The organism is Dickeya sp. CFBP 2040, assembly GCF_012273755.1.
Classification (GTDB): Bacteria; Pseudomonadota; Gammaproteobacteria; order Enterobacterales; family Enterobacteriaceae; genus Dickeya; species Dickeya poaceiphila.
This window is the reverse complement of sequence record NZ_JAAVXH010000073.1, coordinates 77,634-92,153: the sequence shown is the minus strand read 5'-3', so window position 1 is coordinate 92,153 and position 14,520 is coordinate 77,634. Positions and strand designations below refer to the sequence as shown.

Annotated in this window: 11 protein-coding genes and 1 tRNA gene; 7 read left to right on the top strand and 5 right to left on the bottom strand. The window is 48.1% G+C overall.

Going from position 1 to position 14,520, the window contains the following annotated elements; translation table 11 throughout:
* From Dpoa2040_RS09395 to phoH, 4 genes are all read left to right on the top strand, one after another.
* On the top strand, positions 1 to 1,647 hold a 1,647-nt coding region (locus Dpoa2040_RS09395; RefSeq protein ID WP_168641077.1), incomplete at its 5' end, for a radical SAM protein.
* Positions 1,648 to 2,267: 620 nt separating this feature from the next.
* Positions 2,268 to 2,990 carry an RNA polymerase sigma factor FliA gene (locus Dpoa2040_RS09390; RefSeq protein ID WP_168641076.1) on the top strand — a complete coding sequence of 241 codons (723 nt, stop codon included), beginning with the start codon at positions 2,268 to 2,270 and terminating at the stop codon, positions 2,988 to 2,990.
* A gap of 52 nt (positions 2,991 to 3,042) precedes the next feature.
* Positions 3,043 to 3,555, top strand: a complete 513-nt coding sequence (gene fliZ, locus Dpoa2040_RS09385; RefSeq protein WP_042871248.1) for a flagella biosynthesis regulatory protein FliZ — start codon at positions 3,043 to 3,045, stop codon at positions 3,553 to 3,555.
* Between the two features lie 579 nt (positions 3,556 to 4,134).
* Positions 4,135 to 4,923 carry a phosphate starvation-inducible protein PhoH gene (phoH, locus tag Dpoa2040_RS09380; protein ID WP_042871246.1) on the top strand — a complete coding sequence of 263 codons (789 nt, stop codon included), beginning with the start codon at positions 4,135 to 4,137 and terminating at the stop codon, positions 4,921 to 4,923.
* A gap of 66 nt (positions 4,924 to 4,989) precedes the next feature.
* Here phoH and Dpoa2040_RS09375 read toward each other — a convergent pair whose 3' ends face one another.
* The 3 genes from Dpoa2040_RS09375 to Dpoa2040_RS09365 all read right to left on the bottom strand — a co-directional run bounded on the left by Dpoa2040_RS09375 (position 4,990) and on the right by Dpoa2040_RS09365 (position 7,949).
* Positions 4,990 to 6,594, bottom strand: coding sequence for a methyl-accepting chemotaxis protein (locus tag Dpoa2040_RS09375; protein WP_168641075.1), 1,605 nt, complete (start codon positions 6,592 to 6,594; stop codon positions 4,990 to 4,992).
* 441 nt (positions 6,595 to 7,035) lie between these two features.
* Positions 7,036 to 7,125 (bottom strand) — tRNA-Ser (locus Dpoa2040_RS09370).
* A 185-nt stretch (positions 7,126 to 7,310) separates the two neighbouring features.
* The gene (locus Dpoa2040_RS09365) at positions 7,311 to 7,949 is read right to left on the bottom strand and encodes an RpiB/LacA/LacB family sugar-phosphate isomerase (RefSeq protein ID WP_042871242.1); all 639 of its coding nucleotides are present in this window, start codon (positions 7,947 to 7,949) and stop codon (positions 7,311 to 7,313) included.
* Between the two features lie 295 nt (positions 7,950 to 8,244).
* Here Dpoa2040_RS09365 and betI point away from each other — a divergent pair, with 295 nt between their 5' ends.
* From betI to betA, 3 genes are read left to right on the top strand one after another with little or no spacing between them, the layout of a single operon-like run.
* Positions 8,245 to 8,859 (top strand): transcriptional regulator BetI, encoded by a 615-nt coding sequence (gene betI / locus Dpoa2040_RS09360; protein WP_042871240.1) that lies wholly within the window; start codon positions 8,245 to 8,247, stop codon positions 8,857 to 8,859.
* 2 nt (positions 8,860 to 8,861) lie between these two features.
* The gene (gene betB / locus Dpoa2040_RS09355) at positions 8,862 to 10,334 is read left to right on the top strand and encodes a betaine-aldehyde dehydrogenase (protein WP_168641074.1); all 1,473 of its coding nucleotides are present in this window, start codon (positions 8,862 to 8,864) and stop codon (positions 10,332 to 10,334) included.
* A gap of 17 nt (positions 10,335 to 10,351) precedes the next feature.
* Positions 10,352 to 12,052, top strand: coding sequence for a choline dehydrogenase (betA, locus tag Dpoa2040_RS09350; RefSeq protein ID WP_050569460.1), 1,701 nt, complete (start codon positions 10,352 to 10,354; stop codon positions 12,050 to 12,052).
* A gap of 115 nt (positions 12,053 to 12,167) precedes the next feature.
* On the opposite strand, the gene fabA is transcribed toward betA, so the two are convergent.
* Together fabA and Dpoa2040_RS09340 are read right to left on the bottom strand one after the other, a co-directional pair.
* Positions 12,168 to 12,686 (bottom strand): bifunctional 3-hydroxydecanoyl-ACP dehydratase/trans-2-decenoyl-ACP isomerase, encoded by a 519-nt coding sequence (fabA, locus tag Dpoa2040_RS09345; RefSeq protein ID WP_042871237.1) that lies wholly within the window; start codon positions 12,684 to 12,686, stop codon positions 12,168 to 12,170.
* Positions 12,687 to 12,776: 90 nt separating this feature from the next.
* Positions 12,777 to 14,507 carry a Lon protease family protein gene (locus Dpoa2040_RS09340; RefSeq protein WP_042871234.1) on the bottom strand — a complete coding sequence of 577 codons (1,731 nt, stop codon included), beginning with the start codon at positions 14,505 to 14,507 and terminating at the stop codon, positions 12,777 to 12,779.
* Positions 14,508 to 14,520 lie beyond the last annotated feature (13 nt).

Genomic DNA, 14,520 nt, shown 5'->3' with positions numbered 1-14,520 from the left:
CATATTAAAAATGAGCATATTATTGGTTTTTTTCGAGCCTTTGAAGAAATAAGAAGCTTCCTGTTAACAAAAAATGCGCTAAGTTCTGTTCTCAATAAGCAATTATTTATGGGCGTTGTTGGTCTTATCGCGACAAGAGTTCGAGAAATTCAAAAATTAAATCCTGTAAATAAATTAGAATTATATCACTTGATATATGATCAATGGAAAGGCGTTGAAGGACATTTTAATACAAATAGGAAAGTACTAATTGAAACAAAATATTGGATGATTTACAGAAAATTTATTTCGGTTATGGAGCATGATCAAGCTAATGCTGTCACTGTATTAGATAAATTCATGGATGAAATAAAAGAAAAAAGCTGGAGTTGTTTTGACCTGCACCATTCTTTATTTCTTGCTCCAGATGAGATAAGAACTTGCTGTAAGCGATTTTTTGTTAATGGAATAATGAAAGGGGATGTTGTTTTATTAAATAACTCGAAATCAGATTCCCCTGATTTTAGTGAAGAAAATATTCTGAATGCTAAGCGAGAACTATACTTAAGATTAAATAAAGGAGAGGCAAGTGAGTGTAATGGATGCCCATTCCTGGAGTTTAAATCATGGGGCGGGATTGAAAAAGTAGCTCCAAAATATTTATCACTTGAATATCATTCTGTATGCAATATGAAATGTGAATACTGTAATGATACCTATTATGGAGGTAAAAAACCATCTTATGATGTATATGGGTTAATTAAATCCATCGATCTTTCTCAGTGTGAATCTATAGTGTGGGGAGGAGGGGAGCCAACAATTTTTCAAGGTTTTTCTGAAAGCTTTACCTATATTTCGGATAAATTCCCTTTAGTTAAGCAACGGGTTATTACGAATGCGACTAAGTATATTAAAGAGTTAAATGATGCAATAGATAAAGATCAGGCTATAACTGTAACAAGTATTGATGCCGGTACAAGAGAGAAATTTATTGAAGTTAGGAAAAATAAGAATTTTGACCGAGTGATAAATAACCTTGTCCGTTACTCAAGTAAAAATTCAAAAAACGTCACAATTAAATATATATTTACTGATAATAATAATGACGTCGAAGAGGTTTATGCTTTTGTTTCTCTTATTGCTAAAAATAAACTTTCAAAGTGTAATTTTCAAATCAGTTATAATTTTAAGAAAGAAAAAATTGACATAAAATCAGCGACTTCAGCCGTGTTGCTGTACGGATTGTTGGTAAAAGAACATTGTCGATATGTTTTCTTTGATGATCTGCTTCGACAGCGTTTATCTGCGGTATCATCAGACGAGTATGCTAGCCTTATCAATAATCTGGATACTCTGGGTTATTCTGATATTGTTGCTAATAAAGAGCATTATAGTGAAATTATAATTTGGGGAGCAGGTGCACAAACTAATCTTTTGTTAAATAGCACTATGTTCTTTAAAACAGTTAAAGTTAAATTTATTGTAGATAATACGCCGTCTAAGATAAATACTTCGCTGAACGGGATAGATATTTTTCATCCGGAAAAATTATTGGAGTGTGATACGCCAATTCTTATCTCTGCTGTTCAGGCTAGTCCGAGGATCTTAGAGGTTTTTGAACAAATGGGAATATCTCGTAATCGATTGATTACCGGACTTATTCTTTAATTTTTTATAGGTGGTCGAGCCATAGTAAGGATCGACTGTGTTTGAATCCTCTGGTATTTATCTCTTCAGACTGATTGATACTCATAAGACCAGTACCTATCGCAGGTAGGTACTGGCAGACTCAAATTTATCTACCTCATCTGTTTACCGTACATCTTATGCCACCGGTATTCGCCAGGATACCATTATTCTAGAGTCTATATTATATAGCATCGCATATTTATACCTCACTTCTCATCATATGAGGTCAGTGTTGATGCAGTCATCATCTGGCAAATGTAGCGCTATCATCAGAGGTTATTTAGATATACCTGTCACTGTATTAATTACAACATGTACCGCAAACATCAGTAGGTTAGAATCAAAAAAGGCGGAAATAGGACAATGGACGATATACTCTGAAGCAATATGTGTTACGTATCGCATAGCGCTATCATAACCTCTGTCAAAAACGAATGGATTATCTTATTATTCAGGAAAGGCTCGTATCTGAGACATTCTTAGTTAGCTATCAAAGATATCTGAAAAAAGCCTTTTTTCTACATCTGTTCTCCCGATTGCCATAGTATGCTAAACGCATAATGATGTTGAGCACCTTAATTTTATAGGTATTTATCACTGTGAGCGAACTGTATACCGCTGAAGGCACAATGGATAAAAATTCATTATGGAAGCGCTATGTTCCTTTGGTGCGCCATGAAGCCTTACGTTTACAGGTTCGTCTCCCGGCAAGCGTTGAGCTTGATGATCTCCTGCAAGCAGGGGGTATCGGGCTGCTCAGTGCCGTAGAGCGCTATGATTCGTTGCAAGGCACGGCATTTACTACCTATGCCGTGCAGCGTATCCGTGGTGCGATGCTGGATGAGTTGCGCAGTCGGGACTGGGCGCCACGCAGTGTCAGGCGTAACGCTCGGGAAGTGGCGCAGGCGATGCAGCAGGCTGAACAGTCACTCGGTCGGGTTCCTTCCGAACAGGAAGTAGCCCAAACCCTGAATATCTCGCTGGAGGAATATCGCCAGATACTTCTGGATACTAACAATAGCCAGTTGTTTTCTTACGATGAATGGCGGGAAGAACACGGGGATAGTGCTGAGGCGTTACTGGAAGGGAACGAAGAAGCTAATCCGCTAAATCAACTGATGGATGTAAATTTACGCCAGCGGGTGATGGACGCGATTGAGAACCTACCAGAACGCGAAAAAATGGTGTTGACTCTCTATTATCAGGAAGAACTGAACCTAAAGGAAATTGGTGCGGTTCTGGAGGTGGGAGAGTCGCGCGTCAGTCAGTTGCATAGCCAGGCGATAAAGCGTCTGCGTGCGAAATTAATGAATGACGTTTAATTTTGGAGCACGCAGATATGTAGTTGTATCACATACTGTCAGGAATGGACTCATGCCCCAAACAATCAGGAAGAAGCAGCTTTTGAGCCGGTATTTGAAGGATTTCAAACACAGGCAAACACACTGCGCTAATTGTGCCAAAGAACTGGATCGTGTTTCGCTGGTGTTCCGTGATCAGCTCATCAATAAAAAGTCGATTGCCATGATGGATCGGCTGATTGATAACGCTATCTGGGAATCTGTGCAGGAAGAACTCATCCCATTATGCCGTTTTTGCAGTGAGGTTTACTGCAACACACATGCCAATTACTTCGATATTAAAGCGTTTACACAATATCTGATCGAGCAGACCGAGGTACGCCACAGCACTATGCGAGAATACGTCATTCGCTTACGGCGTCTGGATGAATTGCTGCTGGCGAAGAATTATCCACAGGATAACTTTACGTCGGACGGCAATATTCAGCAACGCGTGTGCGATTATTTACCTGATATCGAACAGAATACATACCGCAGCGCGCTAAGGAAGTATGATCAATATTTGTGCTGGCAGAAACATTACTAGTCTTCGGATTCCTCCGCTGGCCAGCGGAGGAAATCTCATTATCGTTAATCTCACATAGAGTTAATCAGGCTTATAGTTGGCACCATATATAGCTTCATGTTATGGAAGTGTAAAAAAACTTGCCATGTTGGGGCAAAATAGGCACTGTCATATTAATGACATCTGTAGGCGGTAATTTCTTCCAGAGATGTTGAATGCCTGATGCGACTAATCATTATTCATTCGAATAGTTATGTCACAGTGAGGAGCGCGAATGGTAGAGTCCTTCCCTGGACGGAACAGTCAGCAAATTCGCTCGTTTCTGCCGCCTTGTAGAGGCGGAGGCTCTTTCTCCCTCTTCGTTTTTCCACTGTCCCCCGTTTGTTGCGATAGGATCCATGGAGCAATCGTCGCTCCAGCCTCTACTCCCAATGCTGAGCGTGTCGTGATCCCCATAAAGGGCACGTTGCCTATTACGCATTGGTTTTATGTCATTTCACCTGCATTGCGGCTTAATAAGGAAGCCAAACCTCATTTTGTGAACAAAACACCATCGGCTCTGGGTCGAACGGTCAATGAAACAAACTGTAAGGTGCCACTATGGGAAGACAAAAAGCAGTGATCAAAGCGCGTCGTGAAGCTAAACGTGTCATCAGACGTGAATCGCGCAGCCATCGTCAGCGTGAAGAAGATTCGGTCACTTCTCTGGTTCAGTTGGGCGGCATTGAAGCTATCGGTATGGCGCGTGAGAGCCGCGACACCTCAGCGATTGAGGCGCGAAACCCAGCTCAGGAACATTACTTGTCTGCAATAGAAAATAAACAGTTAATCTTTGCCACTGGTGAGGCTGGTTGTGGCAAAACGTTTCTCAGTGCTGCCAAAGCGGCTGAAGCACTGCTTCATAAAGAGGTTGAACGCATTATCGTTACACGGCCAGTATTACAGGCTGAGGAAGATCTTGGCTTCCTGCCAGGCGATATCACGGAGAAGTTCGCACCCTATTTTCGACCGGTATATGACGTATTGCAGCGCCGGCTAGGGTCTTCCTTTTTGCAATATTGCCTGAGACCGGAAATCGCCAAAGTGGAAATTTCGCCGTTTGCCTACATGCGTGGGCGGACGTTCGAGAATGCTGTGGTGATTTTGGATGAAGCGCAGAACGTTACTGTCAATCAGATGAAGATGTTCCTGACACGTTTGGGCGAGAACGTCACAGTGATTGTCAATGGTGATATTACGCAGTGTGACTTGCCTGCTGGTGTAAAATCAGGTCTGCGTGATGCGCTGGAGAGGTTCAGGGAGGATGATATGGTAAGCATCGTTACCTTTGGTAAAGAGGATTGTGTCCGTTCTGAGCTCTGCCAGCGTACGCTGATAGCGTATTCCTGAACCTCGGTTGACGTGAAAATGAAAAGGGTTGCCCAGGCAACCCTTTTTACTGAAATACCAAGCCAATTAGTGATTACTGAGGCGCAAAGCGTTTATACCACCCATTGCATGTACCCCGGAGACGTTGGGGGTTCCTTGAAGTTTGAATACCTCTACCGACTGACGCAATCTGGATGCCTGCTCGTTGAGTGAATCGGCTGCAGAGGAAGCTTGTTCTACCATTGCGGCATTCTGTTGGGTGACGGCTTCCATCTGGTTAATGGCGGTATTAATTTGAGAGATGCCGCGACTTTGTTCTTCTGATGCCAGAGAAACTTCATTGACCAGATTGGACACGTTCTGAATCACCCCTTTCACATTGTTGATAGCTTCGCGAACTTCATCTGCCTGTACCGCGCCATGTTTTACGGCGGAAATTGCACTGTCTATCAGCGTTTTGATCTCTTTGGCAGCAGATGAAGAACGTTGGGACAATGTGCGAACTTCTCCGGCTACCACCGCAAAACCTCGGCCATGTTCACCCGCACGGGCCGCTTCCACCGCTGCATTCAGTGCCAGGATATTTGTCTGGAAAGCGATGCCCTCGATAAGGTTGGTGATATCGGCGACTTTCTCTGACCCGTGAGCGATATCTTCCATTGCGTGCATCATGCGTTGTACGGCTTCGTCGCCATGTTGAACAGCAACGCTTGCTTGTTGGCCCAGCTTATTAGCATGTGCGGTATTATCAACGTTACTTTCGATGGTAGATGAAATTTCATGCATACTGGCGGCGGTCTGTGCCAACGAAGAGGCTTGCTCTTCCGTTCTGGCTGAGAGATCTTCATTGGCGGCAGCAATCTCACCGGATGCGGTCGAAACGTTTTCGCTGGCAGAGCGAACGTCGGACAGTACCATTGCGAAGCGTTGGATCAGATTGTTGAAAGCGCCTGATGTCTGGCCGATTTCATCATTTTTGCTGGCATCGGCTTGTCGTGTCAGATCCAGATTCTCACTGACTGAAATCAGCGTTTGGCGCAGAGCATTCAGGCTGGTGCGTACATAGTTGATAATCACAGTAGACAACGTTCCGGCGGCGAGCAGTGCGGCTACAATCAACCCCATCAGCCCGAAAAACGCCTGCTTGAAGCTGGTGCTGTTCTGTTCCTGTAGTTTGTCAGCCAACGTGACATTGTAGTCGTACTGCTCCTGGAATCCTTTTACCAGCTTCTCTTGCGCCAGAGTCACATATCCCTGTGATGAGAAGGCTTTCTCTACAGCCTGACTATCGGTCTGGAATTGCTGAAACAGTTTATCTTTGGCTGACCGGAATTCATTCAGATATTGCAGATTATCATTAGCCATCTGCATATCTTTAGCATCAGAAATCAGATCCTTTTTATAAATAGCATTCAGTTTTTCAACTCTGGCGAGCGAATCGTCTAGTGCGCGTTTTAAGGTATTACGCTGTTGCTCTTCTCTGGTGAGAAACGTGAGTGCCAGCGCGCTACGTGCATCGTTTAATGTATTATTAGACTTCACCAGATTATCAAGGCTAGGTAACGTGTTAGTCATCACATATTCCAGACGGTCTTTTGACTGGCTAAGTGAATGAAGACCAAAACCACCGACACTAATCAGTGCAAGGGTGAATATGCTGATTGCAATAGCTAATTTCTTTACAATGGTCATGTTGGAATACTCCGCCAGGGAAAACGTGGTGGTAATAATGCAAAGGTATAGTGATCTTTCAGTGGTGAATTTATTTTTTTTAGATTAAGGAAACATTAATGAGGGTAGGGGAGCGATTTTTATTTATCTTTCCTGAAAAATATGAATCGAGTGATTATATTGCCTTCTGGATACTGATATGAATAAGCTCAATTCGGAGCTGGGACAATACAACATCTAATTGCGTGACGATACGTTAAATCATTTGATTGTCATGGGGATAGGCGCTGCTGCTTAAGCGTTGGCTTTATGGATGCTCAGGTTTACTCGTTTGGCGAATAGACCCGCGCGTTGCACTCGGCTTGCTGCGATCCTGTCGAGTACTGTGGTGATATTCATCCACGCATCACCGAATTAAAAACAAAAACCCCAGACGCAAGTCCGGGGTTTTTGTTTTTAATCTGGCGGTGAGGGAGGGATTCGAACCCTCGATACGTTTTCACGTATACACACTTTCCAGGCGTGCTCCTTCAGCCACTCGGACACCTCACCGGTTCGTCGCCACAGGGGCAACGGGGCGCTACTATAGGGAGTCGTCCGGTTATGGTCAAGCAGTATTTCCGGCTTTTAAAACGTCTGGCTAACTGTTGTGCGACCCGAACAAACGAGCACCATATTGCTGGCAAAAAAAGACCACCGTTGGGACGGTGGTCGGGTAACACCACACTCAGCTACATTTAGTTCAGCAGAGATTTGATGTAGTTGGTCAGTTCGGCGTCTTTGCTATTGGCAAAGAAATATTCCTGAAATTTCGAGCCGGCGATAGCGCCTTTAACCAGTTCCTGATCCAAACCTTTCAGAATGGTGATCAGATCCCGATAGGTCACCTCCTTGACGGCATCCAGGATTTTTTTGTTGCGCTGCTGCGGAGCAACGCGATCACTCGGATAGCCGCGACCACCTTCTTCTTTGAACAATTGTGTGAACAGGTTTTCCAGATTCAGTTCCGCACCCCAGCCAAAGCCTTTAGCGTAAGGCAAAGAAACCGCGTTGCCATTATTGATCTGAGAGAACAGGTAGGCGTCTGACGGATCAACAACCAGCCCACAGATTACGCCAGGGAAAGAGTTACAGGCCAGCATTGCACCTTGACCGGTACCACACCCCGTGACGACGAAATCAGCGGCACCGGAGTTGAGCAGGATAGCAGCCAAAATACCGTTTTGGATATAGGTCAACTGCGCAGCATCTTCAACGGTGTATTGACCGTAGTTATATACCGTATGGCCCAGCGGCTCCACGGCTTTGGTCAGCGCTGTAGCGATAATCTCGTTCTTTGCGGCCTGGCTGTTCTCGTTAATCAGTGCAATTTTCATGTTCGTTCCTTTACGTGTGCAGATAACTAAATTTTTAAAACATCATTTCATTTATCTGCTCAGTATACCTTGCTCGCCAGAAACCGCAAACCACCGGGTACTGTAATTGATCGCAAAAACGTGACCTGCTCGACCTCTCGCTATGGTTTTTTTTAAAGGCTTTGCAGGTTGCATTTATTTTTAATTGATCGTTCAATTAAAAATAAATGCAATGACGTTGCGTAAATAGACGGCAGTACGGCAGGTGCCGTCGCTATAAATCTGTAACAGGGGGGCACTATGTCTGGAGGTCACTATGCCTAAAGTCGGGATGCAGCCGATCAGGCGACAACAATTGATCGATGCCACCTTGATGGCTATCGATGAGGTGGGGCTTCACGAGGCATCGATTGCGCAGATAGCGCGTCGGGCGGGCGTCTCTGGCGGCATCATCAGTCACTATTTTCAGGACAAGAACGGCTTGCTTGACGCCACAATGCGCTATTTGTTGCATCTATTAGCAAACGCTGTCAGAACCCGCCTGGCAGCTCTGACCTCAGATGATCCCCGATTGCGGTTACATGCAATTGTGGCCGGCAATTTCGATGCAAGCCAAACCAATCCTGCGGCAATGAAGACCTGGCTGGCATTCTGGGCTTGCAGTATGCATTCCCCCGGCCTTTACCGGTTGCAGCGCGTCAGCAGCCGCCGGCTTTACTCCAACCTATGCGTTGAATTCCGTCGCTGTTTAGCGCTTGAAGACGCGCGTCGAGCGGCAAAAGGCTTGGCTGGGTTGATTGATGGATTGTGGTTGCGCACTGCGCTGAATGACAAGGCGGGGAGTCAGGATGAATCGTTAGCGGTTGCCTGCCATTTTATCGACAGTCTGTTGAAGACGGCACCTTGCGCGACATCTGAACAGGAGGGCTGATCATGTCACTTTATGGTTTACAGCCGTTGTTTATCCACGGCAAGCGTGCCAACAGCGACAGTGATGACACCTTTCCTGCCGTCAATCCTGCGACTGGCGAGATACTTGCCGAGTTGCAGGAAGCTACTGAGGGGGACATCCGTCGGGCGGTAACATCTGCACAGCAAGGACAATCTGTGTGGGCAGCGATGACGGCGATGCAACGAACACGCGTGCTGCTTCGTGCCGTAGCGATACTTCGTGAACGTAACGACGAGCTGGCATTGCTGGAAACTCAAGATACCGGTAAGCCGTTGTCAGAAACCAGAAGGGTGGATATTGCCACCGGAGCCGGTGTGCTGGAGTACTACGCTGGGTTGGCGCCATCACTGGAGGGGCAACAGATCCCATTGCGCGATACGTCTTTTGTCTACACCCGACGTGAACCGTTAGGCGTGATAGCGGCGATTGGTGCCTGGAATTATCCGCTGCAGATTGCGTTATGGAAATCTGCCCCGGCGCTGGCGGCAGGCAATGCCGTGATATTCAAGCCCAGCGAGGTAACCTCGTTGACCGCGTTGCAACTGGCGGAGATTTACCATGACGCGGGGCTGCCATCCGGCGTATTTAATGTGCTGACCGGTGGTGGCAAAACCGTTGGTCAGGCACTGACTCGCCACCCCGGTATAGCCAAGGTATCTTTTACCGGCGGGGTCGTCAGCGGCAAAACGGTGATGGCGAATGCGGCCAAGTCCAGTCTTAAAGCGGTGACTCTGGAACTGGGCGGTAAGTCACCGCTGATCATTTTTGATGACGTTGATCTGAATAGGGCTGCAGATATCGCCATGGCAGCCAATTTTTTCAGTAGTGGGCAAGTTTGCACCCATGGTACCAGAGTGTTTATCCCAACCACGCTAAAGCCGATTTTTGAGCAGAAGATCCTTGAGCGAGTGGCTCGTATTCGTATGGGGGACCCAACAGACCTCACGGTGAATTTTGGACCGTTGGTAAGTATTGCCCATCAGAAATCAGTGTTGCGCTATATCGAACGTGGTAAGGAAGAGGGCGCTCGTTTGTTGATCGGTGGTGATGTGCCGAAGGGCGATGCGTTTTCCCGTGGTGCCTGGGTCACCCCCACCGTATTTACCGATTGCCGGGATGATATGACCATTGTGCGTGAAGAGATTTTCGGACCGGTGATGAGCATCCTCACCTATGACGCTGAAGATGAGGTGGTTCGGCGTGCCAATGGGACCAATTATGGTCTGGCGGCTGGCGTGGTGACACGGGATATCAGTCGGGCACATCGGGTTATCCATCAATTACAGGCTGGGATCGGCTGGATTAACACCTGGGGCGAGTCGCCGGCGGAAATGCCGGTGGGCGGTTACAAGCATTCGGGGTTGGGGCGTGAAAATGGTATTGCCACACTACACAGCTACACCCAAATCAAATCTATTCAGGTAGAACTAGGAGATTTTAATCCGATTTTTTAATACTGACGGAGGATGACATGGAGTATGACTACATCATTATTGGTGCGGGTTCTGCCGGTAACGTGCTGGCTGCCCGTTTGACGGAAGAGCAGGATGTCAGCGTGCTGCTGCTGGAGGCTGGCGGATCAGACTATCGACTGGATTTCCGTACCCAGATGCCTGCCGCATTAGCCTGGCCACTGCAGGGACGGCGCTATAACTGGGCTTATGAAACGGCTCCAGAGCCGCATATGAATAACCGTCGTATGGAGTGTGGACGCGGTAAAGGGCTTGGGGGATCATCGCTGATCAATGGCATGTGCTACATTCGCGGTAATGCGATGGATTTTGAACACTGGGCCAGCCAGCCCGGTTTAGCGGACTGGCGTTATCATCATTGCCTGCCGTATTTCCGCAAGTCGGAGCGGCGTGACATTGGCGCTAATGTATATCATGGCGATCAGGGACCGGTATGTGTGACGACACCCAAAGCGGGAAATAACGAGCTTTTTCATGCGATGGTCGATGCAGGCGTACAAGCGGGTTATCCGCGTACGGATGATCTGAATGGCTATCAGCAGGAAGGGTTTGGCCCTATGGATCGTACTGTGACTCCCCGTGGGCGCCGCTCCAGCACCGCTCGTGGTTATCTGGACATGGCGCGTGGACGTCCGAATTTAACTATCGTGACCCATACGCTGATTGATCGCATTGTGTTTGACGGCTCGCGGGCTACAGGCGTCAGTTATCTGCATGGCAGCAGTAACCAGTCACAGTACATCTCCGCGCGGCGGGAAGTGTTGCTGTGCGCAGGAGCCATTGCATCGCCACAGATATTGCAGCGCTCTGGCGTTGGTCCGGCTGATTTGCTGCGCAATCTGGATATTCCGTTGGTGCAGCACTTGCCGGGGGTTGGGCAGAATCTGCAAGATCATCTGGAAATGTATTTGCAATACCGTTGTAAACAACCGGTTTCGCTCTATCCGGCGCTAAAGTGGTTTAATCAGCCGAAGATTGGCGCTGAATGGCTGCTTTTGGGTACCGGCATCGGCGCCAGTAATCAGTTTGAAGCAGGTGGGTTTATTCGTAGCAGCGAAGCATATGACCGGCCTAATCTGCAATTCCATTTCTTACCGGTGGCCATCAATTATAACGGTACTCAGGCAGTCCGTACGCATGGATTTCAGATACATGCCGGGTCGATGCGTTCGCCCAGTCGTGGCCGCATCCATGTGCGCTCTCGTAATCCGCGGCAGCATCCAGATATTCTGTTTAACTATATGTCCACCGAGCAGGACTGGCTGGAGTTTCGTGCAGCGATTCGTATTAGCCGGGAAATCATGTCGCAGCCAGCATTGAATCGCTATCGGGGTGAGGAAATAAGCCCAGGGTCGCAAGCGAAAACTGACGACGAGCTGGATGCGTTTATTCGCCAGTATGCGCAAACCGCTTACCATCCTTCCTGCTCATGCAAAATGGGACTGGATGCGATGGCAGTGGTGGATGGTCAGGGGCGGGTTCATGGCCTTAGTGGATTGCGGGTAGTCGATGCATCGATCATGCCGCAGATTATTACGGGCAATCTTAATGCCACCACCATCATGATGGCAGAGAAGGTAGCTGATCGCATCCGTGGACGTGTGCCCTTACTACCTGACCATGTACCCTTTTATCGTTGCAGCAAAGGGGTCAGTAATTGTAGGAAAGAGGCAGATACACAGGGGAACATTATTAATTAGGAGGAATTGTAACGTGAAGGAATACAGAAAAATCGCAGATAAAGCTGGAGACAAGGAGCGCCTTGAACCGCGTTTATAGCAAAACGCGACGTTTACGCCGCGTTTTTTCCAGATATCAGAACGTGCTGGTGTCTTTGAACAGACCTACTTTCAGGTCGGTCGCAGTGTAAATCAAACGGCCATCCACCAGAACTTCGCCATCCGCGATGCCCATGATCAGCTTACGGTTGATAACGCGTTTGAAGTGGATGCGATAAGTTACCTTTTTAGCATCCGGCAGCACCTGACCGGTGAATTTCACTTCGCCCACGCCCAGCGCGCGCCCCTTGCCTTCACCACCCAGCCAGCCAAGGTAGAAGCCTACCAACTGCCACATAGCATCCAGGCCCAGGCACCCAGGCATTACCGGGTCGCCAATGAAGTGGCAACCGAAGAACCACAGTTCTGGATGGATGTCCAGTTCTGCTTCCACATAGCCTTTTCCATGCAGACCACCTTCTTCGGTCATCGAGATGACACGATCCATCATCAGCATGTTGCCAGACGGCAGTAGTGGCCCTTGTGGACCAAACAGTTCACCGCGTCCGCTGGCGAAAAGGTCTTCTTTGGAATAGGAATCGCGTTTGTCTACCATGTTTCTATAAGCCCTGTTTTTGTGGAGCAGGCAGGTTAGCGTACAGATGTACGCTGAGCAAGTCCGTTGCTTCTGGCCCAACCAGTTTCCTTATCGAAAAAACCACGGGAAGCGGCGTCGCTCCTGAGGTGACAGCTGTGCAATGCGTTCACGGATTGCGGCCAACAGGCTGGGCTGCTGGTCATCATCGTACGGTACCTGAGTTAACAGCATCAGTGCTTCGGCTACCGAATCTACAGCATAGATATGGAATTGTTCTTCGCGCACTGCGTCGATAACGTCTGGTAACAGGCATAAATGACGCTGGTTGGTTGCCGGGATAATGACGCCTTGTTTGCCTGTCAAACCACGGCGCTGGCATACCTCGAAAAATCCTTCGATCTTTTCGTTGACGCCACCAATCGGTTGTACATGTCCAAACTGGTCGACAGAACCGGTCACCGCCAGTTGTTGATTGATCGGAAATTGCGACAACGCACTGATCAAGGCGCTGAGTTCAGCCAGTGAAGCGCTGTCGCCGTCAACTTCGCCATAGGACTGCTCAAACACGATTGAAGCAGAAAACGGCAGTTGTTGTTCCAACTCCAGTTCGGAAATCAGAAATGCCTGCATGATCATCATACCCTTGGCATGAAGATTACCGCCCAATTCTGCTTTACGCTCAACATCGGTCAGCTCGCCATCTCCAGGATGTACGACGCAACTAATTCGGGTTGGTTCGCCAAACATCAGCGGATAGCCAGCGTATTCCAGCACCGACAGACCATTAACCTGACCAATAATGTCGCCTTCGGTTTCGATCAATACTTGGCCGAGTTCGATTTCATCTTGCATACGCTCGGAGAGATAACCTTCACGCCAGCGGCGTGCTGTGACGGCATCAATGATCGCTTGTCCGGTAATCTCTTCCTCACGGGCATAGAGTGCGGCGTGTTTAAGCTGGTGGGTCAACCATTGCGGGCATAAGGGAACATTGCCCTGATCACCACTGTAGCGTACTGCCAGTGTGAACAGTTCTGGCCAGGCGTCAGCAGTCAGCAACGGCAATTGATTTTCCAGACACAAGGCATTGATGTAAGAACACCAGTGCACCATGTCTTCAGGTTCGATCAACTGGAGGTGCGATTCAAATTCACCGTAGATAGCCAGTTCACCCAGCTCCGGTTCCATGTCATGGATGTCGCCCAGACTTTCACGATCACCGAGCACTATCAGACGCAGGTCGATAGGCATTGATGGAATTTCTACCGGTAGAGGTCGCCGTTCGTCGGGCGATAGCCAGTGGTACTGACCATCAATGATTATCTGCTTTAGCCGTAGCCACATCAGTGGTTGAGCCAGTAACGTTCGGGCGGACAGGATCAACGTGCCGCCATTGACGCGATGCAGCAGGCCAGGTTGCAGGCTGATGTCATCTTTGTACATGCGCACGCAACCAAATAGCTGTTCCGGTTCGATCCACTCCTGATAGCCGCAACGCAGCGTCGCTGCGAAATTATCATCTGTGTACTGGGCTGGCTGGATGCTGATCTGACGACCATCAATGTGATAACGGCAGCCGTGCGGCATTTCTGACTGCTGGCCAGGCAATTGAGCGATGGCATTGGCAATCACTGCCAGATAAGCGTTATTCTCCTGAGCCTTCAATAACATGAACCGGGACGGTGAGCGGGGATGACAGAAAATCGTCAGCGCATCGGCCAGCCGCGGCTGCACCATGGAGAATTCGGCGGGGGCAAGTTGCGCTGCCTGGGAAAATAACGTTTGATATGGCGTATGATCGGGCAGCAGTTGCTGCCATTCGAGTCGGTTACTGGTCAAAGTATCTGCTGTA